The sequence below is a fragment of the Streptomyces sp. NPDC085900 genome (assembly GCF_044540925.1).
Classification (GTDB): domain Bacteria; phylum Actinomycetota; class Actinomycetes; order Streptomycetales; family Streptomycetaceae; genus Streptomyces; species Streptomyces gilvifuscus.
The window spans coordinates 396,900-420,839 of sequence record NZ_JBITSP010000008.1 but is presented as its reverse complement, the minus strand read 5'-3'; the positions used below and the strand labels follow the sequence as shown (position 1 = coordinate 420,839).

Genomic DNA, 23,940 nt, shown 5'->3' with positions numbered 1-23,940 from the left:
CGCATGCAACTCACGACGTGGCTGAAGCTGGTGCCGGGCCGGCCGTTGCGCAGGGCGGGACACCAAACCGCGCTCATCGCCGCTGGCCTGCCGCTCCACCTCGCCGTGGCGCCCCTGTGGCTCTGGCTGCTCGGCACGATGGCGGCCTTGGCGCCGGCCGCGACTCCGCTGCCCGTGCTGCTCCCGCTCGCGGCGCTGCCCGTGCTGCTCACGCTCCTGGTGACACCCCTGCTGACCGCCGGGCAGCGGCGGCGCTACCGGGCGCTCGCCGGCAAGGACCTCCCGCGCCCCGCCGTACCCGGGCCGGGACGCAACTGGACGTCGGCGGCGCGCCGACTGACCACGCGGGCCTTGTGGCGGCAGGTCTGCTACCACGCCGTGGCGGGTCCGCTGCTCGCCGTCCTGGACCTCGCCGTCCTCGCCGTCCTCGCCGTCGCTGTCGTGGCCGCCTCCCTCTACGTGTGGATCTGGGCGCTGCCGCCGCATTGGCCGGTCACCGACGTCGGATACACCACGCAGGCCGTGTACGTCACCGCCGGCGGTCTCGCCCTGCTGTTCCTCGGGCCCCGGCTGACCGGCGCTGTGGTGCGGCTGGAGATTCGGGCGGCCGAGGTCCTGCTCGGCCCCAGCCGCACGGAGAAGCTGGCCCGCCGGGTCGCCGACCTCGCCGAGAGCCGGGCCGGTGTGCTCGACGCCGCCGACGCCGAGCGGCGGCGGATCGAGCGCGACCTGCACGACGGCGCACAGCAGCGCCTCGTCTCACTCGCCGTCAACCTGGGCCTGGCCAGGACCACCCTCGGCGACCTGCCGGAGGACGCCCGCAAGGTGATCGACGAGGCGCACCGCGAGGCGAAGGAGGCGATCGCCGAGCTGAACGACCTGGTGCGCGGCCTGCATCCGGCCGTCCTTGAGGACCGCGGCCTCGACGCCGCGCTGTCCGGGATCGCCGCCCGCCTCCCGATCCCGGTGCGCATAACGGTGGACCTGCCGCAGCGCCCCTCACCCACCCTCGAGGCTGTTGCGTACTTCGTTATCTCCGAAGCCCTGACGAACGTGGTCAAACACGCCCAGGCGAGACGGGCGGACGTGAGCGTGGAGCGGATCGGGGAGACACTGCTGGTGGTCGTCGCGGACGACGGCGCGGGCGGCGCAGATCTCGCGGCGGCCGGCACCGGGCTCGCCGGGCTCGCCAAGCGCGTCGCGTCCGTCGACGGCACGTTCTCCTGCCACAGCCCCGCCGGGGGCCCGACCGTCATCACCGTGGAGCTGCCGTGCGCGCCGTGATCGCCGAGGATTCCCTCTTGCTGCGCATCGGCGTGGTCAAGGTGCTGGAGGCGGCCGGCTTCGAGATGTGCGCGCAAGTCGCCGACGCAGAAGGACTGCTGGCAGCCGTCGAGGAGCACCGCCCCGACATCGCCGTGGTCGACGTGCGCATGCCGCCCGGCTTCACCGACGAGGGAGTGCGCGCCGCGCTGGTAATCCGCCGCCAGTACCCGCCTACCGCCGTGCTCCTGCTGTCGCAGTACGTGGAGGAGCGGTACGCCGCCGATCTGCTCGCCGCCAACACCTCCGGCGTCGGCTATCTGCTCAAGCAACGGGTCGCCGACGTCGAGGAGTTCACCGACGCGGTACGCCGGGTGGCGGCCGGCGGCACCGCGCTCGACCCGCAGGTCGTCGCGCAGCTGCTGGTGCGCCGGCACACCGGTCCGCTCGACCGGCTGACACCGCGCGAGCGGGAGGTGCTGGAGCTGATGGCGGGCGGCCGCTCAAACTCCGGCATCGCCGCCGAGCTGATCGTGAGCGAGAGCGCGGTCGCCAAGCACATCAACAGCATCTTCACCAAGCTCGACCTGCCCAAGGCCGACGCCGACCACCGCCGCGTCCTGGCGGTGCTGCGCTTTTTGGGCGTGGCGACCGCATAGTGCGCGCTCACGCGCCCCCGGGCCCACAACACGGCCGAACGCTGCATCAACCGCTTGGAACAGTGGCCAGGCATCGCCACCCGCAACGACAAGACAGCAGCCATCTGCCTGGCCGGACTCCACGCTGCGAGCACCTTCCTCTGGCCAGCCAGGTGACCCAGACGAAACCGCCTAGCCGACGGCCCGCTTGACCAGCCCCGCGATCTGTTCCTCCACCTCGGCCGTCACGCCGGTCAGGGCGAAACCGGTCGCCCACATCGAACCCTCGTCCAGCTGGGCCGGGTCGTTGAACCCGAGCGTGGCGTAACGCGCCTTGAACTTCGCCGCGCTCTGGAAGAAGCACACGACCTTGCCGTCCAGCGCGTAGGCGGGCATGCCGTACCACAGCTTCGGCGCGAGCTGGGGAGCGCTGGCGGTGACGACGGCGTGGACCCGCTCGGCCATCACCCGGTCCGCATCCTGCATCTCGGCGATCTTGGCCAACACGTCCTGCTCAGCCAGCGCCGCCTTGTCCGCCCGCGAGCCGCGCCGCGCCGCCGCCTTCTGCTCCTGGGCGTGCTCCTTCATCGCGGCCCGTTCCTCGGCCGAGAACCCCTCATACGTGCCGCCCTTGCCGCTCTTGGTGCTGCTCATGCTCACTCCCGTAGCCCATAAGTCACCAAGACCGACCCGTGCGCGCGGCCGGGCCCGGTCCCTGCCGCCAGTACAACATCCCCTCACACCCAAACCCTCAAGGCCTGCTCAAGGACCACTCGAACCCACCCGCGCCCCACCCTGACGGCACGTCACGACACTCACCACAGCAAGCGGGCGGGCGCTGTTTCGACGTGCCCGAGCAGACGCCGTGGCTCTGCCGCGCTGGCGGCCGATCCGCTGCCTCGGCCGGAGCTCTTCGATCCCCGATTCCTCACCGGCGCCCGTCTCGCAGCCTGGGGAGGGGCAACTACCCCCAGTTTCATACCGCTGGGCCGCGGCCGGTCGCCAAGTGGCGTTGTCAGCGGGCCTGATCCGACTGCCTGTGTTCATCATCGATCCTGCGGGGCAAGCTCGACCTCCCGCAGGCTGGACGGTGAGAAATCAGCCTGACAGCCCGAGCTTTCGAGAGCGGAAGCGATCCACTCCGGACTTGCACGCACATCATCCAGCAGTGAAGTCACCGACAAATCATCCCCGCCGCCACCGACACGCGTCCGGTCACACCAGTGCGGCAGGTCCGACAGCAGCCCCGGCATCAAATCCCTCGCCCGGCGCCGGGGCTCCACTCGCGCGAACCGGACCGCTGTCCGGCCCGTCAGGGCCTCCTGCCAGCGGGCAGGCTCTACGCTGTGCCCTGCGCCCACCTCGAGATCTTCAGTCTTCACCCACCGATGATCAGCGGTGGCCGTCCCCTTTTCCCGAGCCTGGCCCTCGGCAGGACGGCGTGGCGCAGGCAGTCCACCGCATGATCAGTGACGGGCCGATGAATTGGAGCCTTCCGAGAGGTCTATGCAGGACGAGAGTCCACAGGAGGTCCGCATGTCCGAGGTCTATACGCACATGTCGATGTCGCTCGACGGCTACGTCGCCGACCCCAAGGGCGGAACCGGTGAGCTGTTCGGCTGGTACGACGCCGGCGATGTCACCGTGCCGAGTGCCGACGAGCGCTGGTCCTTCCAGGTCGACGCGAACAGCGCGGAGATGTTGCGCGGGGTTCTCGCCGGGGCTGGTGCACTTGTCTGCGGCCGTCGACTGTTTGACTTGACCAACGGTTGGAATGACAGCCACCCGATCGGCGCGCCGGTCGTCGTCGTGACCCACAACGCGCCAGAGGAAGCCGCGAAGTGGCCGCGTACAGCCTTCGTCGACGGCGTCGCGGAAGGTATCGCGCGTGCCAAGGAAGTCGCCGGTGGCAAACACGTCACCATCGCCAGTGCTGACATCGCCAGACAGGCGCTTGACCTGGGACTGGTGGATGAGGTCTGCGTCAGTCTCGTACCGGTGCTGCTCGGCAAGGGAATCCCATACTTCGCCAACCTGGCGAGCGCACCGCACCGCTTCGACGACCCGGTCGTGACCCAAGGCAAGGGCGCGACACACTTGCGATACCGGGTGCGACGCTGAGGCCCCCAGACTCCCCCTACCGACTGGCCTGGTCGATCCGGCGCGGTCGCCGATAACACCGCGCCAAGACCAGCCACTGCAGCAACAATCGCGGCGAAGGCTAACATCACGGTCTACGGCTGGAGTGCTGGGCACTGGCGCCCACAGGAAGCTGCGCGGCGGCGTGGGAGGCACTCAGTCCAGAGCAGCGATCACTGCCTCTGACACCATCACCCCGGCCTCTTGGATCCGCTGACGCATGTCTTCTTCGTACAGCCAGGCGCACGCCTCGAGCGCCGGCGGGAGTTCGGCGAGGATCAACGCGGCACGCTTCGGTACATGGGTTGCTCCCCTCCACACCGTCCCGCACCGATCGATCTCCGCATGCAGCCGCAGGAGCGCCTGCTCATCGAACCCCTCGTTCATGCGCAGGGGCATCACGAAACGATCCGCCGCCTCCTCCAGACGACCGACCAAGTCAGTCTCCACGTATGCCTCCGTCCCGGGCCTTTCGGCCCGCCCCTTCGCCAAGGACTAGCATCAGTACGACCCTGCCCCCGCCGCACTACACCGTCCTGCCAGCTGACCGGCAAACCCTGACGGCCTACGCCCGGAAAGACCCTGGAGCACCAGACCACCGTGCTGGTCTCCACCCTGCCCGAAGACCGAAAATCGCGTCGGCCGCCCGACAGCAGTTCCCCCTCAACGACTCCTCATCGCCCCAACCGAGACAGCGAGGTTAGATCGTTGATGGGACGTCTGGCCGATCGCACTACGGGTGCGCGTCGGTGATGGCGATGATCTCGTCCAGGCGTTCCCGGGCGGTCTGCAGCTCGTCGATCTTGGACTGGATGCGCTCGCGCTCGGCACGCAACATGGCTCGTTGCTCGGCGTCGGTGTGCCCGGAGTCCCAGCACGGCAGGAGTTCAGTGATCCTGCGGCTGGTCAGGCCTGCGGCGAACATCTGCTGGAAGAAGCGCACCCGGGCGATGGCGTCCTGCCGGTACAGGCGCTGGCCGGACGGACTGCGTTCCGGGATGAGCAGTCCCTGCTGCTCGTAGTAGCGCACGGCGCGCACCGAGACGCCGGCGCCTCGCGCCACCTCGCCGATGCGGATCAACCGCTCGGCGGCGGCCACTGCGACCGTCATGGTGATTCCTCTCACCCGTGGCCCTGGAGACCGACGCTTGCCTCTGACGTCAACGTCAGGTTTTAGCGTAACGGACATGGACATCAACAACTCCGTCGCCCTTGTCACCGGAGCCAACCGCGGCCTGGGCCGCGCCTTTACGCAGCGCCTGCTCGCACGGGGCGCCCGCACGGTCTACGCCACGGCCCGTCGACCGGAGAGCGTGGACCTGCCCGGGGTCGAGGTGCTGCCCCTCGACATCACCGATCCCGCATCCATCAGGGCCGCCGCCGAGGCCGCCCCCGACGTCTCGCTCCTCATCAACAACGCGGGAATCAGTACGGGGACCGACCTGGTGACCGGTTCGCCGGACGCGCTTCGGCGTGAGCTGGAGACCAACATGTTCGGCCACCTCGGAATGATCCGGGAGTTCGCGCCGGCGCTCGCCAGGAACGGCGGAGGCGCGATCGTCAACGTCCTTTCCGCCATGTCGTGGTTCACAGGCAACGGCGCCAATGCCTACCACCTGTCCAAGGCCGCCGCCTGGGCCATGACCAACGGCGTCCGCCTGGAACTCGCCGAGAAGGGCACGCTCGTCACAGCGGTACACCTCGGCCTGGCCGACACCGACATGGCCGCAGGCTGGCCCGTGGACAAGATCGCGCCGTCGGACCTGGCCGACGCGGCGCTCGACGGTGTCGAGGCGGGCTCCGCTGAGGTCCTCGCCGACCAGTGGAGCCGGGACGTCAAGTCCCGACTGCCGCTGACACCGGAAGAGTTCAACGCCGCAATGGACCGAGCCCTGGCGGCGCTGATGGCGGCCTGAGGGGGCCTCGGTCCGCACGGGCTTCGGTCAGCTGCTTCTCCATCTGCCTCTCGAACCCTCTACTTAAGGTTGAACTGCGGGCCCTGGGCAGGGGCCTTCACTAGCGGTTCACCGGCATCGACGAGCTGACGAACAATGGCGTCCATGCCTCGGTTGCTCTACGAGTTGCCAATCTCTGTGCACTCAACACCTATGTGCTGTGCGGAGAGACTTTGCTTCTCAAGCAGCAGTTCGACAGCAGGCCCGCCGATGCCGATGCAGAGCCACGTACCGCATTCCGCGGAACCGGATGACGCGTAGGACGTCGGTGGACGTGCTCTGCAGGAGTTCCAAGACACCCTGGTCGCCTAGTTGTGCTGTCGCATGACGTTGGTGCCACGCCGACTGGCACTCACCGCGGTAACAGTCCCGGCGTGCGACGACGGCCCCACCCGGAGGACTGCGCAGGCCGGTCTTGGATGCGCGAGCCGGCTGCTCGTCGGCGTCGCCCCGCCCGCGCCGCGCAATCGGCGCCGCGGCAATGTGCCGGGCACCAGCACGGCCCGCCCAAAGAATGTGCGCGGGGATGTCGATCCAGGCAGGCTCTGTACGACGCAGGGGTGAGAGAACGACATCAGCACGAGAGGCGAAGACCATGCCCAAGGTCCGCGTACACAACGTGACGATCTCCCTCGACGGCTTCGCGGCCGGCCCGAACCAGCGACTGGACGCCCCGTTCGGCGACGGTGTCGGCTGGGGTGACGACCTGCACAGCTGGTTCGTCTCCGCGGCGGAAGATTCCGCCGCGGGGAAGACCGGAATCGATGCCGACTACTTCGCCCGCGGCGAGCAGAACATCGGCGCCACGATCATGGGGCGGAACATGTTCGGCCCGCAGCGCGGGCCGTGGGAGGACGAGTCCTGGAAGGGCTGGTGGGGCGACAACCCGCCCTACCACCACGAGGTTTTCGTGCACACCCACCATCTGCGCCCGACGCTGAAGATGGCCGGCGGAACAACCTTCCACTTCACCGACGAGCCGCTGGAGACGGTGCTCCAGCGCGCGTTCGACGCCGCGGGCGGCAAGGACGTCCGGATCGGCGGCGGCGCGGCGGTCATCCAGCAGTATCTGCGCGCCGGGCTGATCGACGAGTTCCACCTCGTGATCGCGCCGCTGCTCATCGGGCGCGGGGAGCGGCTGCTCGACAATCTGGGTGACGGGATCGACGGCTACCGGGTGTCCGAGCTGGTCGGCTCGCCGACCGTCACGCACGCGGTGCTGGTCCGCCGCTGACGCGCGGGGCCAGAGTTCGCCGGGGTGGTGTGCTGCCGCGCCCGTCCCCGGGAGCGGTTGGCGACCCCCGGCGGCCCGCCCCGCCCCTCCGGCCATGTCGCAGCCGAGGACCACCCGGATGGTCGCCTGGGCCTGAGGCTGGGGCCGCGCTTCAGCGAGGCAGCAGGACGTCGACCTGCCCCCGGATGTCCTGCACGATCTCCTCGACGCTCAAGGCGATGTTCACGCTCGCCGCCATGCTGAGGAACATCACGGCCGACACGATGTGTGCCAGCGTCGCGGCGTCGCCCTCTGCGACCCGCTCGTCTCGGCGCAGCACGGCGGCGATGGCCTCCTCGGTCTGCGCGACGATGGCGAGTGCTTCGCTGTGCCGGGGCTCCTCGGGGTCACCGAAGGCCATCTCTCGCAGGTAGGTGCGTCCGTTGTCGATCTGGGTGCGGTTGCACTCCACGATCGGCCGGACGATCGCCAGCACCGCGTCCAGCACGCCTGGAACGGTCTCGGCGTCCGCCCGGCCCTGCTCGAGCGCTTCGGCGTACTTGGCGTTCTGCACAAGCAGGAGGAGTTCGCCCTTGGTCTTGGCATAAAGGAACAAGGTCCCGGTGCCGATGTCGGCCTTGTCCGCGATCTGCTGGGTCGTGACCTCGTCGACGCCGTGCTCGGCAAACAGCTCACTGGCGGCAGCAACAATGCGGTCGAGCTTTTCCTGCTTGTTCCGCTCGCGCCGTCCGACCGACTGGGAGGCGACAGACATGGGCGGTGTCCTCCAGGAATAATCCTGACTGCACTCGTTGATGATGGCAGTCACTAACGTGTGGGCTCGAATGTGGCTCCGCTCATTCTCCCACGGCCGGGCGAGGAGCCACTGCTCCATCCGTGCACCGCCACGCACTTCACATCCCGTTGAAAAGAAGGAACCAATGCCCTCTCTCGACGGATCTGTCGTCCTCGTCACCGGCGCCAATGGCGGTGTCGGCGCCCACTTCGTCCACGACGCCCTGGCACGCGGCGCCGCCAAGGTCTACGCCACCCCCCGTTCCCCCCACGCCCGGGACGACGAACGCATCATCCCCCTGACCCATGACGTCACCGACCGCGCGTCGATCGCCGCGGCCGTCGCCACCGCGGCGGATGTCACCGTGCTCGTCAACAACGCGGGCGCCATCCCGCCGAGCGCGAGCCTGCTGGACGTCACCGAGGCGGACATCCGGGCGAACATGGAGACGAACTTCTTCGGGCCGGTCTTCCTCGCCCGCGCCTTCGCACCGGTCCTCGCCGCCAAGGAGGGGTCAATCCTCATCGACGTGCTTGCCAGCTGGTATGCCTTCGGCGGCGCCTACAGCGCGTCCAAGGCCGCACTGCGGTCGGCCACCAACTCGCTGCGCGTCGAGTTCGCCCCCGTGGGCGTCCACGTGACGGGTGTGCACATGGGCAATGTCGACACCGATATGGCCGCGCACGCTGACCGACCCAAGATGCTGCCGACGCAGCTGATGACGACGGTCTACGACGCCGTCGAGGCCGGAGAATACGAGGTCCTGGCCGACGAGTTGACCAAGGGGGTCAAGGCGGCTCTGAGCGGCCCGGTCTAGGCGCTTTACCCGGACCTGCACAGCACGGACGCCTGAGCTTGTTCTTCGGTCCCGACGTGCTCTCTTCACGTCGGGACCCCGTGATCCATGGCGTTCGAACAGTTGGCCGACCGGCGTCGAGAAGGGGCGCACCGTCGCGGCCGCCGAGCCGCGGATGACATCGGCGGTCGATCCGGCAGGAGCTCGATGAGCAGCGGGCACCACCGTGGTGACCACCGCGGATGTCGGGCCACGAGCTCAAGCGGTGCCAGGCATCGCGAGTTCGGCCCGGTCGGTGTCGGTGAAGAGTTCGTCCAGCGACCGCCGGGGCACTTCCCCCGCCATCACTCGCAGCGGAGTCGGCGGGTACAGGCCGCGCCACTGGGTGGGGAGTCCCGGCCAATCGGCCCGTGACCCGGAGAGGGCGCCGACGCGTTCGACTTCGCGCCCGCAATGTTGGTGCGCCGGTCGACCACGGTGCCGAAGACGACGGAGATCAGGTGGGCCTCGCGGCAAAAGCCCGGGGTGCGACGGCCCGTGACGTGCTCATGGTGTTGCCCTTCTCTTCCTGGTCAGGCGATGGTCACCGACCCAGGAACTCGACCGCTACGGCGGCGAACTCCTGGTGGTACTGGAAGATGCCGCCGTGCCCGGAGTCGGGGTAGATGATCAGCTTGCTGTCCTTGATGCGCCGGTGCAGGTCCTCCGACAGCACCGACGGCACCATGCGGTCGTTGTCGCCGTTGGCGATCAGGGTGGGCTGCGTGATCGACAACAGGTCGTCGGGAGCGGAGCGGCCCCACTTCTTGATCGCCTTCAGCTGCGTCTGGAACGCCTTGATCTTGATCTCCGCGTCGCGGTCGACAGTGCGCTCCTTGAGCCGGTTGACGAACGCGCGCCCGGCAGCCTTGCCGGTGGCGTTGCGGTTGAAGAACAGGAACTCCTTGGGGTCCGAGCGGGTCAAGGTGGCGCGCAGGATGTCCCAGTAGGTGGTTCGGGCGACCTTGTCGATGTCCTTGCCGCCCTTGGGCCCGGTGCCGGTGAGGACCAGCTTGCGGACGAGTTCGGGGTGCTTCACCACCAGGGCCTGGGCGACCATGCCGCCGAGGGAGAAGGAGAATACGTCGATCTTGTCGTACCCGAGCGCCTTGATGCAGGTGTAGGCGTCGTCGGCCATCGCCTCGACACTGTCCGGCACCTGGCCGGTGGATGCCCCGACACCGCGGTTGTCGAAGGCGATGACGTGACGGCCCTTCGCGACGGGGTCGACGATGCGGGGGTCCCAGTTGTCCAGGGACGCGGCCAGGTGGACGAAGAAGACGACGGGGATGCCGCCCTTCGGTCCCAGCTCGCGGTAGGCGTAGGTGACGCCACCGGCACTGACGGTGCGGGCCGGGGCCTTGGCGTAGGAGGTGATGACGGCTTCGTGCGGGGTTTCGGTGCCGCTCATGACGGATTCTCCTTGCGTGTTCTGTGTCGCTGTGCGTTTCTTGTCGCCCTTCGCGGTTGCGGCGGGTCAGCCGTTGCCGATGACGGCCTTGCCGCGAATGCCCCCCTGGGACAGGGACTGCAGCGCCCGCGGGGTCTGGTCGAAGCCGACCACCTTTCCCACGACCGGACGCACCACGCCCTGGTCGACGAGGGTGGTGATCTGGCGGAGCTGGTCGCCGCTGGCACGCATGAGCAGGAACTCGTACGTCACGCCGAGCTTCTTGGCCTGCCTGCGGATCTTGCCGCTCAGGGCTGCGACCGCCAGGCGCAGCAGCGGCTTCAGACCGGCCTCGCGGGCGAATGCGGGGTCCGGGGGACCGGCGATCCCGATGGCTTTGCCGCCGGGCTTGAGCACCCGCAGGGACTTCTCGAGGGTCTCCCCACCGAGGCTGTCCAACACCAGGTCGTAGCCGGTCAGGAGCTCCTCGAAGTCCTGGGTGCGGTAATCGATCACCGTGTCCGCACCGAGTGCGCGCACGAAGTCCGCGTTGGAACCGCTGGCGGTCGTGGCGACGCTCGCACCGAGGTGCGCGGCGAGCTGGATCGCGATCGAACCGACCCCGCCGGCGCCGGCGTGGATGAGAACCTTCTGCCCCGGCCGCACCTTCCCGCGCTCCACCAGCGCCTGCCACGCCGTGAGCGCCACCAGCGGCAGTGAGCCCGCCTCATCCATGCTGATCGAGGCGGGCTTGAGCGCCACGTCGCCCTCCGCGACAGCGATGCGCTCGGCGAACGTGCCGATACGGTCCTGGTCGGGCCGGGCATAGACCTCGTCTCCGGGCTTGAAGCCGCGAACCGCCGCCCCGACGCCGATGACGGTGCCCGCGACGTCGTTGCCCAGGATCAGTGGCAGCTTGTAGGGCAGGATCTGCTTGAACTCACCAGCGCGGATCTTCTCATCCAGCGGGTTCAGCCCGGCGGCCTCCACCCGCACAAGCACATCGTGCTCCCCCACGGTGGGCTCGGGGACGTCCGCCTCCTGCAGCGGTTCCTTGTACTTGGTGACGACGAACGCTCTCACGGGACGTCTCTCCTTGCCTTCATCCTGTTCATCCAGGTTCGAGACCAGATCAGCCAATTCAGCGCGACTTCCGAAGTCTCACCTCGCCCGACCAACCCGAGTAAACTCAATTATGAGTGCACTCATAATTATTGTCAAGGGAGGCCCTATGGGCGGCCACATGCCGATCGGGCGCCGTGAGCGGGCCAAACAGGCCAAGCGCGAGCGCATCATGACCGCAGCCCGCGAGCTGTTCGCCGAACACGGCGTCAGCGAGGTCACGACGCAGCAGATCGCCCACCGAGCCGACGTCGCGATCGGCACTCTCTACCTATATGCGTGCACCAAGGCCGAGTTGCTGATCATGGTGCAGAACGAGAAGTTCGCCGCCGCCATCGATTCCGGCCTCGCCGCCGCGAACGCCGCCGTCGAACAGGGCGTACTGAAGCCGGTCATCGCTCTCATCCGTCCCGTGGTGGAGTGCCTGAGGGAGCACATCGAGAACGGAAGCACATACCTGCACGAACTCGTCTTCGGCGACCCGGCCGAGCCCTACCGGCAACTGGGCCTGGCCCTTGCAGGCCGCCTCGAGGCCGCCATCACCAGGCTGCTCACCCGCGACGAGTACATCGATGCCGGCGACGCGGCGACGCTGGCGCGGGTGATCACCGCGATCATCCACTTCAGCACCACCGCCACCGTGTACATGCACCGCAGCGACGAAGCCGTCCTCGCCGACATCCGCGACCAGATTTACGCCACGCTGGCACCCCACCACCGCGCGGCATGACCACTGGCTCCACGAGCCGACCATCGAACACCCTGGAAAGGGGGCACGTTATGCGCGCACTACGACGTCATCGTCCTCGGTGCCGGCTTGAGCGGGTACGTCGCCGGATCCGCGTCGCGCAACACGGCAAGAACATCCAGTCCGGCAGTGCGGACAACGGACAATCGCAAACCCTGTCCATCGGCGGGCGCGGCCGCACCGGAATCGATCACGGTGGTGCAGCTGAGGTACGAAGGCCGGCTTTCGATGCGCAGACCGAGTCCACTCTGCGGTGCGGTGTATCGGGCTGTGGGCGGCTTGCTATCGCACCAGACCGGGTCTTCTGTGTTCGCTGCTGAGAGTTCCGTAGGTGGCGTCGGGGCCCGCTGGTTCACGTACCTCGTGGTCTTCGTCGGGATACTCCACCTCCTCTTCAAGCACGCTGCGCGCAGCCTGAACCAACCGCTCCCACATGATGGTGGAAGGGGCAGTCATTCGATCGACACAAGTCGCAGGTGCAGAACCTCGGCGGCAGACTCTCCGATGTCGCCGGGTGGCACGTTGAACAGCTCCACGGGACCGAGCCCGTTTCGTTCTAGCGTCAGTTCGTGCAGGACAAGGGCGGCTCGGCCGGTACATCCCGCACCAGGGCAGTGACGGTGTCGAGGTACTCCTTGGTCCGCCGGTCGCGGGATAGCTGGTCGTACACCGGCTGCACCGCCTTGCGCAGTGCGGTCAATTGGGCCGGGTTCGCGGCGGCGTACTTCTGGCCCCGGGCGCAGAGGCTCCCCAGAGCCCTGTGGACCTCGGCGCCGCCCGCTGACACCGGAGACGGCAGGGCTGCTCTTCGGTGATGCGCCGGGCTGCTGCCGATGAGGACGATGGCCTGGAGGAGGGTCGGTGACGCTCCATGTGCCACGCCTGCCCGGCCGATGGGCCCGATACGATCACGGTGCAATTCGGCCTTGGGGGGCGTGGTGCCTGAGTTGATCCGGCAGCAGGAGCTGGACGTGGAGGTCGACTTCTATGGCTTCGCCCTGCAGGACGTCGACGACGGTCAGGTGCCGGTTGAGTATCCCGAGGGCCGCGAGGCCAGAAATGCTTTCCTGACGGCCCGTGAGGGGCGGCTCGACATCGAGAGTGCCGGCCATACGCATACGGCCACGTTGTCGGCTGAGGTCTGGGATGGTGAGCCTCCAGCCGCGGAGGGCCGTGGGGACTGGGAGGAGCGCGCCGAGGCGCAGTTTCACAGTCCGTCGGGTGAGCTCGCGGTATGGGCTGTGACGGGCGGGCCGATGGACACCTACCTGAACCTGTCCAACGCCGGCGGCAGCTGGCGGGTGCGGGTGTACTGCGAGGGCCGCGCCGAGGTTCGGCGGCTGGCGGCGGAAGATGTTCCGGAGGGCTTCGAGCACTATTTGGTGCAGTTCTGGCCCGCAACAGCGTGACAAGTGCGGCCAGGGGCCGTCCTGAAGCGGGATGCCCTAACCACGCCTCCGCTAGGAGATGATCTTGACGAGGAAGCCGTCGTCCATGCCGTCGATGATTCGGTTCTTCTAATAGAACTCGCCTGATTACCGGCAGGACCGAGAAGTTGTTCTTCTCCGCGTGGCGGCCGTGGTCAGCCTGGGCGGCACCTTCCTAGGTGGACAGGAAGGGGAATTCGTCGCAGTCCTTGTGCCGTGGTCAGTGTAGTCGGCGCCGAAGTAGCGCCGGCAGTTGTTCACCGGCCGGGCGTGGTTGTCCTTGCGTCTTTGGCCGGCGAGGTACAGGCGGTGCGGCGGGGCCTCCGGCTGCTGCCCGGGGAACGGCACTACAAAACGGTGGCTGTACGACCGGGGCGCGGCGGCCATGCGCAGGCCAACGTCATCGAGGGCCCAGCGAGACGGGTACGGAGATCCTGCGGGTGCCCAGTCGCTGCGGCGAGACGGAACGCATCGGCTGCGGCGCGGACTTCGGCAGCGCGGACATGGTGCAGGGCGAGATGGTTGTCGGGGTGCATCGGGCTATGGCCTTTCACTCCGCCATACGGGGGAACGCGTGTGTGGATGCGTACCTGGGCGGTGTCGGCGTCCGTGGCCCGGTCGCGATAGGTGTCGATGAGCGCGTGCATCTTGTCGACGAGTTACTGCGTCAGTTCGGGGGCCAGCCGCAGCGTCACGCTGCTCATGTCCCAGGTACGGTTCCATTCCTCCACCTACTCGGTACCGGCGTCGACCCTGCTCATCATCGGCTTCCTCGCCGCATCACGTCCTCGGCACTGGGCAACGGCAGGTCCTCTCCTGGCGGGTGAGTTGGGCACGGGGTACGCCTTCGCGCACTTCCTAGCGCCGAACTCGCCCCGGCACCCAGCAGCCGCATCTGGGGCCGCACGGGTGGGACCAGCCCCGACTCGCCCCCGGCGAGCGGGTCGGCGCCGTCCAGGCCGAGCAGCACCCGCACCGCCCGCAGCCGCTGCGGATAGTCGTGGGCGGGACCGCCGCTGCGGCCCAGGCCCAGGTCCACCCGGCCGGGGAAGACCGACGCCAGCACCGAGAAGACCTCGGCCACCTTCGCCGGCGAGTACCGCGGCAGCAGCACCCCGCCGGTGCCGACCCGCATCCGCCGGGTACGGCCCAGCAGAACGGCGGCGAGGATCTCCGGGGCGCAGCCCGCGAAGCCGGGAGAGCCGTGGTGTTCGGCGGTCCAGTAGCGAACGTAGCCCAACTCCTCTGCTGCCTGCGCCAGTTCGACCGACGCTCGCAGCGAGTCGGCCGGTGAGAAGCCCGCGCCGACCGGCGACCGGTCCAGCACCGACAGGCGCGGGGCCGACGCCGGTGCCCCGCTCATCGCGCGCCTCGCGTGAGCGCCGGCACGATCCGGTAGTCCCGCTGGAAGACCAGGTTGTGCAGATCACCGGTGGCGATCGCGCGCAGCGTGGGCACCTCGGCCGCCGCTTGCTCGGGCGTGAACACGTTCAGCGGCCAGTCGTGCACGGTCGCGCCCCGCAGATGCGGGTGGTGGAAGCCGCCGCCGTAGTACGCGAGAAGGGTGATCGGCGCAACCTGGGACTCACGCTGCTCGGGCCATGACAGCGTCCAGCTCGCCCCGAGCCCCCGGTCCTGGGTGCGCCGGGTCCCGCTCGCCGCGACCTCGCCGGTACCGAGGAGCAGGGCGGTGTCGAACTCCTGCAGCACCTGCACGGCGTAGGGGTGGAGCAATTCGACGGCGTGCTCGAAGTGCCGTTCCTTGCCCTGGCGCGACACGGTGTCGCCGCCCTCGCCATGGGTGCCGTCGCGCAGGTCCGCGAAGTGGCGCAGCAGGGCCGCGAGGTGCGGCAGCCCTGCCTCGGGCCGTGTGGTGGTCATGGTGTCTCCTTCCGTCGTTCCAGTTGCTCCCACAGCGCCGTGCCGAGCCAGCGTCGTAGCCCCGGGTTCCCCGCACCGGGACCGCAGACGGCGAGGAAGGCCGCGTGTGGGGTTTGGGGGAAGACCTTCAGCCGTACGGTGTTGCCCGCCTCGCGCAGCAGCCGGGCGTACTCCGTGACGTCGTCGCGAACGGGATCGAGGTCGCCGACCGCGAGGACGGCCGGGGCCAGCCCGTCCAGCTGCTTAGCCGTCAAAGGGGTGCTGTACAGCGGGGTCCAGCCGCGTACGGCGATTTCCGAACCGCCGCGGTACGTCTCCCAGGCCAGCCGGAGGTCCTCCGCGGCGGGGAAGGCGCCCCCGCTCGCTGGTGTAGGAGGCGGCGGCACAGTCGGGGTCCAGTGGCGGGTAGGCCAGCACCTGGGCGGCGAGCGGCTGGTCACGGTCGCGGCGGGTGAGGGCCGCGCACGCGGCGATGGTGCCGCCTGCGCTGTCGCCGCCGACCGCCAGCGGCTCACCGTCCGCCGCCTGTTCTTAGGCCCACGAGAGCGTGGTCAGCACGTCCTCCAGCTGGGCGGGGTGCCGGTAGCCAGCCGGTAGCCGGTGCTGACCACCGTGCACCCCGTCGTCCTCGCCAGGTCCATGACGGGTCCGTGCCAGTGCTCGATCGCCCCGGCCTGCCAGCTGCCGCCGTGGGCCCAGACCAGCCAGCCGTACGACCGCGGTCCGGGCCGGTAGACCCGTACGGGTATGCGATGGGTCCCCGCGTCCAGCCAGACCGACTGCCCCTGCACCCCGGCGGCCCACCGTCCGGACGCACGGGCCTCTCCTCGTCCGGAGCGGCCAGGCTGGCTCGCGGTTCGTACCGTCGTGAGTTACTGCGCACTCGACCGCGCACCACGCAGGAACACGGCGCTGGTGAGGGCGCCGAGGACGACGATGGCGGCGTTGACCGCGATGGCCGTCTTCAGTCTGCCGAGGATGGCGGAGGCCCCTGTGCCGGTCATCGCGGCGGTGGCGATGGCGCTCATGATCGGCGTGCCCATCGTGATGCCGATCTGCTGGGTCATGGTGGCGAGCCCGGTGGCCAGGCCCTGTTCGTGGTCGGCGAGACCGGAGGTGGCGGTCACCATGAATCCGACGATGACGAGCATGTTGCCCACACCGCCGGCGAAGGTGGCGACGAGCAGCAGCCACAGCGAGGAGTGGGTGGCGCCCAGACCGAGCAGGGCGGCCGTGAACACAGTCTGCAGGATGCCGCCGGTGATCAGTGTCCGCTTGCTGCCGATCTTCCCGATGACCTTCGGGGCGGTCGAGCCGCCGACGACCGTTCCGATGCCCAGCACGCCGAAGGACAGACCGGCGGCCAGCGGGGAGAAGCCGCGTACCTCCTGGAGGTAGAGGGTCAGCAGGAAGACCAGGGAGGTCTCGGTGAGGAAGGCGATCAGACCGGCGACGTTGCCCCAGGCCACCGAACGCTTGCCGAGCACGCTGAGCGGCACCAGCGGGGCGCTCACCTTGCGCTCGACGGCCCAGAACACGATCAGCAGCAGCACGCCGGCCGCCAGCGACAGCAGGGCGTTCGCGGAGCCCCAGCCGTGCTCACCGGCCTGGGTGAGGCCGAAGACGACGGCGAGCAGACCGAGGGTGACGCTGATGGCTCCGGGCACGTCCAGCTTCGGGCGCTCGTCGGGCCTGGACTCCTTGATGACCGTCGGGGCGACGATCAGGACGGCGATTGCGACGGGCACGTTGATGAAGAACGCCCAGCGCCAGGAGAGCAGGTCGGTCAGCAGGCCGCCGAGGATCGCGCCGGTGGTGAATCCGGCCGACATCAGGGCCCCGTTGAGGCCGAGGGCCTTCTCCCGCAGCGGGCCCTCGGGGAAGGAGGTCGTCATGAGCGAGAGGCCGGCCGGGGTCACGGCAGCGGTCGCGAGCCCCTGGAAGACGCGGGCCGTGATCAGCACCTCCGGGTTCTGTGCCAGACCGCCCACCAGCGAGGCCGCACCCAGCACCACCAGTCCTCCGAGGAAGAGCCGGCGGCGGCCGAACAGGTCCGCGACCCGGCCGAACAGCAGGGTGAAGCCCGCCGCGCACAGGGCGAACGCGGTGCCGATCCACTGCAGGTGCGCCAGAGAGAATCCCAGACCCTCGCCGATCACCGGCAATGCCACGTTCAGGATGGAGAAGTCCACGGCCAGCATGAACTGGGCCGCGAGCAGCAGTACCAGCACCAGCCGCAGGCGCGGGGTGAGGACGGCCGGGGCCGTTCCTACAGCCGTACCGGCCGTCTCCGAATCAGTGACGGACATGAGGTCGAGTCCCTTTCGTTCGAGCTTCATCGGTGCGTCTGTCGTGCGCACCGCCGGAAAAGAGACTCGTCTCGGACCAGGACTCCAGCCAGCACCCTGTCTCGCCCAGTCAGCGCAAGGGTGGTCATCACATGACCACCCTTATGGCTCACGCCTGGCGCGGAGGGCGGGCATCATGAAAGGGAGTGAACGGGAGGCATCGATGGACGCTCCGTCCGAACTGGGCGACTTCCTCAGGACCCGCCGTGCCGCACTGCGCCCGGAGGACGTGGGCATCACCCCGCATCCGACCCGCCGCCGGGTCAGCGGGCTGCGCCGGGAGGAGCTGGCCATGCTCGCCGGGGTCAGCATCACCCACTACACCCGTCTCGAACAGGGCCGCGCCCTCAGCGCCTCGAACTCCGTGCTGGACGCGATCGCGCGCACCCTGCGGCTGACCGACGACGAGACCGCGCATCTGAAGGACCTGGCCCGCCCCGCCGCCACCGCTGCCCGCCCCACCACACCCCGCGCGGAGCAGGCCAGCCCCTCGGCACGGCAGCTGCTGGCGGCCATGTCGGAGGTGCCGGCACTGGTCCTGGACCGCCGCAACGACGTACTGGCCTGGAACCGGCTGGGGCACGCACTGCTCGCCGCGCACCTGCCCGCAGACAGCCCCGAGATGCCGAGCACCCGCCCCAACGTGACGCGGATGCTGTTTCTCGACGACCGCTATCGCGCGCTGTACACCGACTGGCACGACGAGGCGCAGCTCGCCGTCGCCTCGCTGCGACTGATCGCCGGCCGACACCCCGACGACCGCCGACTGACCGAACTGGTCGGCCAACTCACCGTTCAGTGCGACGAGTTCGCCTCCCGCTGGGCCCGTCACCCGGTGCGCACCTGCACCTCGGGAGTGAAGCAGCTGCGTCACCCGCTGGTCGGCACGATGGACCTGAGCTTCGAGAACCTCGTCATCCCCGGCTCGTCCGGCCAGCGTCTGATCGCCTACACCGCCGAACCGGGGTCACCTTCCGAGGCGGCGCTGCGCCTGCTGGGCAGCGCCACCGCAGCTGAGGCCGAGAACACCTCCGCGGCGGTGTGAGGCCGGATCGCGGTGCCGAGTCTTCGCGTTGTCGTGAAGCTCGACGTACCACGTCACGGTGGAGTGATCGAGTCCGGACGGCTGGGCCGCCGCACGGTAACGGCCCCTGAGGCCATGCCCTCCCGACTTGCCGTGATCTCCTCTTTGGTCTTCCCACGGCCAAGACAACAGGCCGGGTGACCAAGACACGAGAAGGATCACACGTCCCCCAGCGGAAGATCCCGCATCCGAAAGCGGAGAGACGATCGGGCGGATGCGTGCAGCTTCGCCCTTTCGCCCTCAGAACGTGCCCCTTTCGGGCCCGCTGGAGTGCGGGGTACATGCGACCCTCACAGCATGAGGTCTGTCGCCCCCACCGTTGCCGACGCGTACACCGGCGCCTCTGGGGTTGCCACCAATACCTGCTCGGAAGGACGACATGCCCATACGCAACCGCGGCACAGCTGCTGCCGCCGCCATGTTCCTGACCGGCTTGACGATGCTGTGCGCGGCGCCGGCCCACAGCACGCCCGGCGTGTCCGCCCCCCGTCACAAACCTTCAGCGGGCAAGGACGGCCCCTCGCTCCTCAAGCGCTCACAGCCCGGTCTGTTCCCAGAACGAATGCCCGCCGAGCGGACACCCACACGCACGCAGAGTGGCACGCACACCATCGCCACCGGAAACACGCTGTGGGACATCGCCCAGCGCACCCTCGGCAGCGGAATGCAGTGGGACAGCGTCTACGCCATCAACCAGCACACCATCGAGGATGCAGCCCGCCGGCACGGCTACACCTCCAGTGACCAGGGCCACTGGATCTTCCCGGGAACACGGCTTGCCCTGCCCCAGCCCGAGCGCGCGCTGACGCAGCCGTCATCGCGGTTCGAACCCGCCCCATGCCCCACCACTTACGGACCACTGAAGGACACCCGCTGCGGCTTCCTCGTCGTACCGGAAAACCGGGCCCACCCGTCCATGCGAACCCTCCGCCTGGCCGTCGCGCTCGTGTCCTCAGCATCACCGCGACCGCACCGCGATCCCATCGTGTTCCTCACCGGCGGGCCCGGCGCGGACGCCCTCGGGAACATATCGGAACTCACCGACGCCGGTCTGAACCATGACCGCGATCTGGTCGTCCTGTCCCAGCGCGGGACGTACTCCTCCCAGCGGCCCTTGACGTGCCCTGAGATCGACCAGTTCTATGCGGACCGCGTCCACCTCCTCTACGACGCACCCTCCACCGGAGACCGGTACGCCCAGGCGGCGGCCCGGTGCCACGAGCGCCTGACAGCCCAGGGACTCCACCCAGCCGCCTACAACACCAGCGAGAACGCCGCCGACCTGGCGGATCTGCGCAAGGTCCTGGGAATCCGGGAATGGAACGTCCTGTCGCACTCCTACGGGACGCAGCTGGCGCTCACCTACATGCGCATGTTTCCCCAGGGGATCCGCTCTGTGACCGTCGACGGCGTCGTGCCGCCGTCGGAGGCGACGCCCGGCTGGACGTGGAGCAGCATGCGGGAGTCGTTCGACAACATCGTCAGCGCCTGCGCGGCCCAACCCTCGTGCCGACAGCGCTACCCAGACATCGGTGCCACCTTCTTGCGCATGGTGCGCCAGTTGGAGGCCAAGCCGGTCACCACCTACGCCACAGTACCGCAGGTCGGCAAGGTGAAGGTGGTCCTGGACGGCGGGGCGCTGCTGAACTGGCTGGTGCGTGCCAGCCATGCCCCCGACGACTTCCCGCTGGCCGTGGACGAGCTGGCCCACGGCCACCCTGGGCGCATCGCTGAGCAGTGGGCGTCCGCCTGGATTCCCGGCTCCCAAGGGATGTTCGCTCACGGGTTTTCGCTGAGCGTGTGGTGCAGCGAATGGGTGCCGTTCGAGACCCCCGGCGAGCAGCTCGCCAAGGGGCAGCGTGCTTTCCCCGAGCTCCCCCGTACGGTCCTGGCCCAAGCGCCGCAGCTGCCGTTCCTGCGGCAGGCATGCCAGCAATGGAACGTCCCGAAGGCACCCGACTCCATTCGTGCGGTCACTCGGAGCAGCATCCCCACCCTTGCCATCTCCGGAAGCTTCGACGCCCAGACCGGGGCTCAATGGGGGCGCTTCGTGGCCCGCACGCTCTCCCGCTCCACGGTGGTCACTCTGGCCGGTGTCGCCCACGGAACCTTCGACAATCCGTGCGGGGCAAAGGTGATCACCTCCTTCTTCGACAACCCCGACAACCCCGACACGCGGTGCGTGAGCTCCGTGAAACCGCCGACATTCATCATCGGCAGCGAGGGAGCCGGAACCCGTGATTGAGGATGTGCTGTCGGCCGGATCCGACACTTTGCGCTGCGCTCCGTCTGAACCGAGCGGCGCCACGCGGTTGTCTCGCCGCGGCTTTCTGGGCGCCGCGGCAGCAGTGGGCTGCACCACCTTCTCGACGGGGCCGGCCACCGCCGCGGCCGCGTCGCCGCAATCCACCGTCCACGGCGGTGGCACCGGCCCCACCGGGATCTCACCGTTCAACGCACTCGACGCCAAGATCCAGTCGAGCATGCGAGCGTACGCGATTCCCGGAGCGGCGGTGGGCGTGTTCTGGGAGGGCCAGGAGTACGTCAAGGGGTATGGGATCACCAACGTCGACCACCCGGTCCCCGTCGACGGTGACACCGTCTTCCGCGTCGGTTCGACCACCAAGACCTTCACCGGAACGACGATGATGCGGCTGGTCGAGCGGGGTGACGTCGAACTGGACGCCCCGGTGCGCCGCTACCTCACCGATTTCGCGGTGGCCGACCCGTACGCCTCGGCGCAAGTCACCGTGCGGCAGCTGCTCAATCACAGTGCCGGGTGGCTGGGCGACGACTACCAGGACTTCGGTCCCGGCGACGACGCGCTGGCCCGCTTCGTGGCGTCGATGGCACGTCTTCCCCAACTCACCTCTCCTGGCGAGGTGTTCGCCTACAACAACGCGGCGCTGTGCGTGGCCGGCCGGATCATCGAAGTGGTGACGGGCACGACGTACGAGGCCGCGGTTCGCAAACTGGTCATCGACCCGCTCGGACTCGACCACAGCCGCTTCTCCAGCGACGAGATCGTGGGCTTCAAGGTCGCGGCGTCACACGACGTGGTCGACGGCAAAGCCGTGCTGGAGCCGGCCTTCTGGCCCCAGCCCCGAAGCCTCGCGCCCACCGGCGGCCTGGTCTCCAGCGCGCGCGACCAGCTGAACTGGGCCCGCTTCCACCTCGGAGACGGTACGGCACCGGACGGCACGCGGCTGCTGAGCAAGCAGTCCCTGGAACAGATGCGCTCCAAACCCGGCCCCGGCGGCACCCTGGTCGTGGAACTCGACGGCATGGGAGTCACCTGGATGCTGCGCCCGACCGCGCAAGGAGCACGGATCGTGCAGCACGGCGGGACCTGGCCGGGTCAGATATCGGGTTTCCTGATGGTTCCGAGCCGCGGCTTCGCACTGACCCTACTGACCAACTCGCAGGGCGGGACGCGGCTCCGGGACGAGCTGTTCACCGACGACTGGGCCCTCAACCTGTTCGCCGGCGTGACCAACCTCCCGGCCACGGCCATGTCCTTGCGTGGCCAGGAACTGGCACCCTACGAAGGACCTTACATAGCTCAGCGGATCAACGAAAAGGGTGACATAGAGGACACCGTCATCAAGCTGAGCAAGCACAACGGACGGCTGCGCGGGACCCAGACGACCCAGGCCACGCCCAGCGAGGCCGAAGCCGCCTCCGAAGAGGAGGACTCGAGCCAGGTCCAGACCGACGAGGTCGGGGCCGCCTTCTATCGAGCCGACTTCGCGCTGGACCTCGACCCCGACGGCCAGCCGGTCGGCACCCGCACCGACTTCGTGCGCGGGCCCGACGGGAAGGTGCTCTGGTGGCGCAACCACGGGCGGTTGCACCGCCACCAGACACACTGAGGGCCACCCACACGCCTGCCTGACGTCGTCAGGCTTTGAGCGGACGGTGACACGAAGACGACCACGCACCAGAGGTGGGCTCAGCCCCGCCTCTGGGCAAGGACCCTCGCCGGCATGCCACCGTGAGCAAGGTGCCTCCGTGGTGCAGCTGGCCGCCCACGGACACTGCCCGCTGATGGTGGTGCGCGGCCGCCCCGACCCAGCCGGTGCGGTGGTGCCGGCGGTGGACGGCTCCAAGGCCGGCGCGGCGGCGGTCGAGTTCGCCGAGGCCGCCTTGCGCACGGCACCGCTGAGGGCCGTGCACGTGTGGAACACCGGGAGCGAGCGGGCCTACGAAGAGCCCGGGGACCCCGTGCCCTCGGTGGTGACGGTGGCGAGCAGCTGCGTGAGGCCGAGCAGCAGCTCCCGGATGCGACGGTGGCTTCCTGGCAGGAGGTCTATCCACGGATTGCGGTGGAGCGGCGCCCGGTGCGTTCCCCCATCCGTCCGGGATGACCGATCAAGGAAGCGGCCTCGGTGTCTTTGGTCGGCAGGACGGCCGGAAAGTCGATTTGACCGAGCAGTTCCGAGACGCGGGCCACTTCAGCTGCAGAAAGGGCGGTGGGAGGCGGTCCGAAGGGACCAATGGCATGCGGGTGCGTGTTGAGGAAGCCGAGATCGATCGCCGAGTCCCCCTCGGTGGCCTGCCGAAGAGCATTCATGTGGACGCCGTCGAGACCTGCCAGCTGGCAGACCCGTTACAACATGGCCGGCGCCCAGTCCAGGTCCAGGACGTCCCCCGCCAGCGGTTCCCAGCCGGGATCTCCATCGGTCGATGTTCCGGCTGACTTGCGGCAGGCGGCGAGATACTCCGCCGGGACGCGGGCGAGTTGTTGGGTGACGGTCATGTCGGCAGTATCCCGACGGCGTCCACCGGTTTTCCTACTTGGTTGGGGCCTTGCCGTTCTTGTCAGTGCGGCTCTTGGGGCGGTAGCTGGGGCCACTCATGATGACCTGGTGGCTGGTGTTGATCAGCCGGTCTAGGAGGGACTCGGCGAGGACGGGGTTGAGGAAGAGGGGATACCAGTCGCTGAGCGCCCGGTTGCTGGTGATGACCAGTGACCGGCCCTGCCGCTCGCTGGCCAGTTCGGCCACGACACGCTGCAGCGCGGACTCGTCCTCGCTGGTGCAACCCTAGGTTCAGCAGTCAGCGGCCGAGCTCGAATGGCCCAGCTGCGGGCGTAGGTCAC

At 68.8% G+C, this 23,940-nt stretch carries 26 protein-coding genes and 1 pseudogene; 11 read left to right on the top strand and 16 right to left on the bottom strand.

Translation table 11 applies throughout. The features are described 5' to 3' along the window. Positions 1-3: 3 nt before the first annotated feature. On the top strand, positions 4-1,284 hold the full coding sequence (locus tag ACIGDI_RS28320) for a sensor histidine kinase (protein WP_399902169.1): 1,281 nt from the start codon (positions 4-6) through the stop codon (positions 1,282-1,284). Continuing rightward, the gene (locus tag ACIGDI_RS28315) at positions 1,272-1,922 is read left to right on the top strand and encodes a response regulator (protein ID WP_399902166.1); all 651 of its coding nucleotides are present in this window, start codon (positions 1,272-1,274) and stop codon (positions 1,920-1,922) included. Before ACIGDI_RS28320 ends, ACIGDI_RS28315 begins: the two co-directional genes overlap by 13 nt. A 171-nt stretch (positions 1,923-2,093) precedes the next feature. Here ACIGDI_RS28315 and ACIGDI_RS28310 read toward each other — a convergent pair whose 3' ends face one another. After that, positions 2,094-2,555 carry an iron chaperone gene (locus ACIGDI_RS28310; protein ID WP_399902163.1) on the bottom strand — a complete coding sequence of 154 codons (462 nt, stop codon included), beginning with the start codon at positions 2,553-2,555 and terminating at the stop codon, positions 2,094-2,096. Between the two features lie 882 nt (positions 2,556-3,437). Between ACIGDI_RS28310 and ACIGDI_RS28305 the strand changes: the two genes are divergently transcribed. Then, a complete protein-coding gene (locus tag ACIGDI_RS28305) occupies positions 3,438-4,022 on the top strand; it encodes a dihydrofolate reductase family protein (protein ID WP_399902160.1) in 585 nt (194 codons plus the stop codon). 174 nt (positions 4,023-4,196) lie between these two features. Here the strand turns inward: ACIGDI_RS28305 and ACIGDI_RS28300 are convergent, their stop codons facing one another. Both ACIGDI_RS28300 and ACIGDI_RS28295 read right to left on the bottom strand, forming a co-directional pair. Then, positions 4,197-4,490, bottom strand: coding sequence for a hypothetical protein (locus ACIGDI_RS28300; RefSeq protein WP_399902157.1), 294 nt, complete (start codon positions 4,488-4,490; stop codon positions 4,197-4,199). Positions 4,491-4,773: 283 nt separating this feature from the next. Next, on the bottom strand, positions 4,774-5,151 hold the full coding sequence (locus tag ACIGDI_RS28295; protein ID WP_399902154.1) for a MerR family transcriptional regulator: 378 nt from the start codon (positions 5,149-5,151) through the stop codon (positions 4,774-4,776). A gap of 76 nt (positions 5,152-5,227) precedes the next feature. On the opposite strand from ACIGDI_RS28295, the gene ACIGDI_RS28290 reads away from it, so the two are divergent. Continuing rightward, on the top strand, positions 5,228-5,956 hold the full coding sequence (locus ACIGDI_RS28290; RefSeq protein ID WP_399902151.1) for an SDR family oxidoreductase: 729 nt from the start codon (positions 5,228-5,230) through the stop codon (positions 5,954-5,956). A gap of 634 nt (positions 5,957-6,590) precedes the next feature. Next, positions 6,591-7,229: a dihydrofolate reductase family protein gene (locus ACIGDI_RS28285; RefSeq protein WP_399902148.1), complete on the top strand. Its 639-nt coding sequence runs from the start codon at positions 6,591-6,593 to the stop codon at positions 7,227-7,229. Positions 7,230-7,380: 151 nt separating this feature from the next. On the opposite strand, the gene ACIGDI_RS28280 is transcribed toward ACIGDI_RS28285, so the two are convergent. Continuing rightward, positions 7,381-7,983 carry a TetR/AcrR family transcriptional regulator gene (locus ACIGDI_RS28280; protein WP_399902145.1) on the bottom strand — a complete coding sequence of 201 codons (603 nt, stop codon included), beginning with the start codon at positions 7,981-7,983 and terminating at the stop codon, positions 7,381-7,383. 166 nt (positions 7,984-8,149) lie between these two features. Between ACIGDI_RS28280 and ACIGDI_RS28275 the strand changes: the two genes are divergently transcribed. Next, positions 8,150-8,821, top strand: a complete 672-nt coding sequence (locus tag ACIGDI_RS28275; RefSeq protein WP_399902142.1) for an SDR family oxidoreductase — start codon at positions 8,150-8,152, stop codon at positions 8,819-8,821. A 562-nt stretch (positions 8,822-9,383) separates the two neighbouring features. On the opposite strand, the gene ACIGDI_RS28270 is transcribed toward ACIGDI_RS28275, so the two are convergent. Then, positions 9,384-10,250 (bottom strand): alpha/beta fold hydrolase, encoded by an 867-nt coding sequence (locus ACIGDI_RS28270; RefSeq protein ID WP_399902139.1) that lies wholly within the window; start codon positions 10,248-10,250, stop codon positions 9,384-9,386. Between the two features lie 66 nt (positions 10,251-10,316). Next, positions 10,317-11,312, bottom strand: coding sequence for an NADP-dependent oxidoreductase (locus ACIGDI_RS28265; protein ID WP_399902278.1), 996 nt, complete (start codon positions 11,310-11,312; stop codon positions 10,317-10,319). 148 nt (positions 11,313-11,460) lie between these two features. On the opposite strand from ACIGDI_RS28265, the gene ACIGDI_RS28260 reads away from it, so the two are divergent. Beyond that, positions 11,461-12,081 carry a TetR/AcrR family transcriptional regulator gene (locus ACIGDI_RS28260; RefSeq protein WP_399902136.1) on the top strand — a complete coding sequence of 207 codons (621 nt, stop codon included), beginning with the start codon at positions 11,461-11,463 and terminating at the stop codon, positions 12,079-12,081. Positions 12,082-12,661: 580 nt separating this feature from the next. On the opposite strand, the gene ACIGDI_RS28255 is transcribed toward ACIGDI_RS28260, so the two are convergent. Beyond that, complete coding sequence (locus ACIGDI_RS28255; RefSeq protein ID WP_399902134.1) at positions 12,662-12,799, bottom strand: hypothetical protein; 138 nt, start codon at positions 12,797-12,799, stop codon at positions 12,662-12,664. A gap of 271 nt (positions 12,800-13,070) precedes the next feature. On the opposite strand from ACIGDI_RS28255, the gene ACIGDI_RS28250 reads away from it, so the two are divergent. Further along, the gene (locus ACIGDI_RS28250) at positions 13,071-13,508 is read left to right on the top strand and encodes a hypothetical protein (protein WP_399902131.1); all 438 of its coding nucleotides are present in this window, start codon (positions 13,071-13,073) and stop codon (positions 13,506-13,508) included. Between the two features lie 778 nt (positions 13,509-14,286). Here the strand turns inward: ACIGDI_RS28250 and ACIGDI_RS28245 are convergent. The 6 genes and pseudogenes from ACIGDI_RS28245 to ACIGDI_RS28220 all read right to left on the bottom strand — a co-directional run bounded on the left by ACIGDI_RS28245 (position 14,287) and on the right by ACIGDI_RS28220 (position 17,716). Further along, positions 14,287-14,889, bottom strand: coding sequence for an LLM class flavin-dependent oxidoreductase (locus tag ACIGDI_RS28245; protein ID WP_399902129.1), 603 nt, complete (start codon positions 14,887-14,889; stop codon positions 14,287-14,289). Then, on the bottom strand, positions 14,886-15,407 hold the full coding sequence (locus ACIGDI_RS28240) for a hypothetical protein (protein WP_200701741.1): 522 nt from the start codon (positions 15,405-15,407) through the stop codon (positions 14,886-14,888). Before ACIGDI_RS28240 ends, ACIGDI_RS28245 begins: the two co-directional genes overlap by 4 nt. Continuing rightward, positions 15,404-15,793 (bottom strand): alpha/beta hydrolase fold domain-containing protein, encoded by a 390-nt coding sequence (locus ACIGDI_RS28235; protein WP_399902126.1) that lies wholly within the window; start codon positions 15,791-15,793, stop codon positions 15,404-15,406. Before ACIGDI_RS28235 ends, ACIGDI_RS28240 begins: the two co-directional genes overlap by 4 nt. Before the next feature lie 40 nt (positions 15,794-15,833). Then, positions 15,834-15,881 (bottom strand): annotated as a pseudogene (locus tag ACIGDI_RS28230) (hypothetical protein); the annotation flags it as partial. 77 nt (positions 15,882-15,958) lie between these two features. After that, on the bottom strand, positions 15,959-16,198 hold the full coding sequence (locus ACIGDI_RS28225; RefSeq protein ID WP_399902123.1) for an alpha/beta hydrolase: 240 nt from the start codon (positions 16,196-16,198) through the stop codon (positions 15,959-15,961). An 81-nt stretch (positions 16,199-16,279) separates the two neighbouring features. Next, complete coding sequence (locus ACIGDI_RS28220) at positions 16,280-17,716, bottom strand: MFS transporter (protein WP_399902275.1); 1,437 nt, start codon at positions 17,714-17,716, stop codon at positions 16,280-16,282. A 202-nt stretch (positions 17,717-17,918) separates the two neighbouring features. On the opposite strand from ACIGDI_RS28220, the gene ACIGDI_RS28215 reads away from it, so the two are divergent. From ACIGDI_RS28215 to ACIGDI_RS28205, 3 genes are all read left to right on the top strand, one after another. After that, positions 17,919-18,800: a helix-turn-helix transcriptional regulator gene (locus ACIGDI_RS28215; RefSeq protein ID WP_399902120.1), complete on the top strand. Its 882-nt coding sequence runs from the start codon at positions 17,919-17,921 to the stop codon at positions 18,798-18,800. Between the two features lie 457 nt (positions 18,801-19,257). Continuing rightward, the gene (locus tag ACIGDI_RS28210) at positions 19,258-21,084 is read left to right on the top strand and encodes an alpha/beta fold hydrolase (RefSeq protein WP_399902117.1); all 1,827 of its coding nucleotides are present in this window, start codon (positions 19,258-19,260) and stop codon (positions 21,082-21,084) included. Further along, a complete protein-coding gene (locus tag ACIGDI_RS28205) occupies positions 21,077-22,711 on the top strand; it encodes a serine hydrolase domain-containing protein (protein WP_399902114.1) in 1,635 nt (544 codons plus the stop codon). The genes ACIGDI_RS28210 and ACIGDI_RS28205 overlap by 8 nt, the downstream gene beginning before the upstream one ends. Before the next feature lie 437 nt (positions 22,712-23,148). Here the strand turns inward: ACIGDI_RS28205 and ACIGDI_RS28200 are convergent, their stop codons facing one another. From ACIGDI_RS28200 to ACIGDI_RS28190, 3 genes are read right to left on the bottom strand one after another with little or no spacing between them, the layout of a single operon-like run. Continuing rightward, positions 23,149-23,412 carry a hypothetical protein gene (locus tag ACIGDI_RS28200; protein ID WP_399902111.1) on the bottom strand — a complete coding sequence of 88 codons (264 nt, stop codon included), beginning with the start codon at positions 23,410-23,412 and terminating at the stop codon, positions 23,149-23,151. Between the two features lie 36 nt (positions 23,413-23,448). Then, positions 23,449-23,598, bottom strand: a complete 150-nt coding sequence (locus tag ACIGDI_RS28195) for a hypothetical protein (RefSeq protein ID WP_399902108.1) — start codon at positions 23,596-23,598, stop codon at positions 23,449-23,451. A gap of 34 nt (positions 23,599-23,632) precedes the next feature. After that, positions 23,633-23,845 carry an ATP-binding protein gene (locus ACIGDI_RS28190; RefSeq protein ID WP_399902105.1) on the bottom strand — a complete coding sequence of 71 codons (213 nt, stop codon included), beginning with the start codon at positions 23,843-23,845 and terminating at the stop codon, positions 23,633-23,635. Between the last annotated feature and the right edge of the window lie 95 nt (positions 23,846-23,940).

Excerpts from the sequence above, each read along its gene's own strand:
- ACIGDI_RS28320 (WP_399902169.1), top strand. The coding sequence starts at position 4 with ATGCAACTCACGACGTGGCTGAAGCTGGTGCCGGGCCGGCCGTTGCGC.
- ACIGDI_RS28310 (WP_399902163.1), bottom strand. The coding sequence starts at position 2,555 with ATGAGCAGCACCAAGAGCGGCAAGGGCGGCACGTATGAGGGGTTCTCG.
- ACIGDI_RS28305 (WP_399902160.1), top strand. The coding sequence starts at position 3,438 with ATGTCCGAGGTCTATACGCACATGTCGATGTCGCTCGACGGCTACGTC.
- ACIGDI_RS28295 (WP_399902154.1), bottom strand. The coding sequence starts at position 5,151 with ATGACGGTCGCAGTGGCCGCCGCCGAGCGGTTGATCCGCATCGGCGAG.
- ACIGDI_RS28290 (WP_399902151.1), top strand. The coding sequence starts at position 5,228 with ATGGACATCAACAACTCCGTCGCCCTTGTCACCGGAGCCAACCGCGGC.
- ACIGDI_RS28285 (WP_399902148.1), top strand. The coding sequence starts at position 6,591 with ATGCCCAAGGTCCGCGTACACAACGTGACGATCTCCCTCGACGGCTTC.
- ACIGDI_RS28280 (WP_399902145.1), bottom strand. The coding sequence starts at position 7,983 with ATGTCTGTCGCCTCCCAGTCGGTCGGACGGCGCGAGCGGAACAAGCAG.
- ACIGDI_RS28275 (WP_399902142.1), top strand. The coding sequence starts at position 8,150 with ATGCCCTCTCTCGACGGATCTGTCGTCCTCGTCACCGGCGCCAATGGC.
- ACIGDI_RS28270 (WP_399902139.1), bottom strand. The coding sequence starts at position 10,250 with ATGAGCGGCACCGAAACCCCGCACGAAGCCGTCATCACCTCCTACGCC.
- ACIGDI_RS28260 (WP_399902136.1), top strand. The coding sequence starts at position 11,461 with ATGGGCGGCCACATGCCGATCGGGCGCCGTGAGCGGGCCAAACAGGCC.
- ACIGDI_RS28245 (WP_399902129.1), bottom strand. The coding sequence starts at position 14,889 with ATGAGCGGGGCACCGGCGTCGGCCCCGCGCCTGTCGGTGCTGGACCGG.
- ACIGDI_RS28240 (WP_200701741.1), bottom strand. The coding sequence starts at position 15,407 with ATGACCACCACACGGCCCGAGGCAGGGCTGCCGCACCTCGCGGCCCTG.
- ACIGDI_RS28220 (WP_399902275.1), bottom strand. The coding sequence starts at position 17,716 with ATGTCCGTCACTGATTCGGAGACGGCCGGTACGGCTGTAGGAACGGCC.
- ACIGDI_RS28215 (WP_399902120.1), top strand. The coding sequence starts at position 17,919 with ATGGACGCTCCGTCCGAACTGGGCGACTTCCTCAGGACCCGCCGTGCC.
- ACIGDI_RS28210 (WP_399902117.1), top strand. The coding sequence starts at position 19,258 with ATGTTCCTGACCGGCTTGACGATGCTGTGCGCGGCGCCGGCCCACAGC.
- ACIGDI_RS28200 (WP_399902111.1), bottom strand. The coding sequence starts at position 23,412 with ATGAATGCTCTTCGGCAGGCCACCGAGGGGGACTCGGCGATCGATCTC.
- ACIGDI_RS28195 (WP_399902108.1), bottom strand. The coding sequence starts at position 23,598 with ATGACCGTCACCCAACAACTCGCCCGCGTCCCGGCGGAGTATCTCGCC.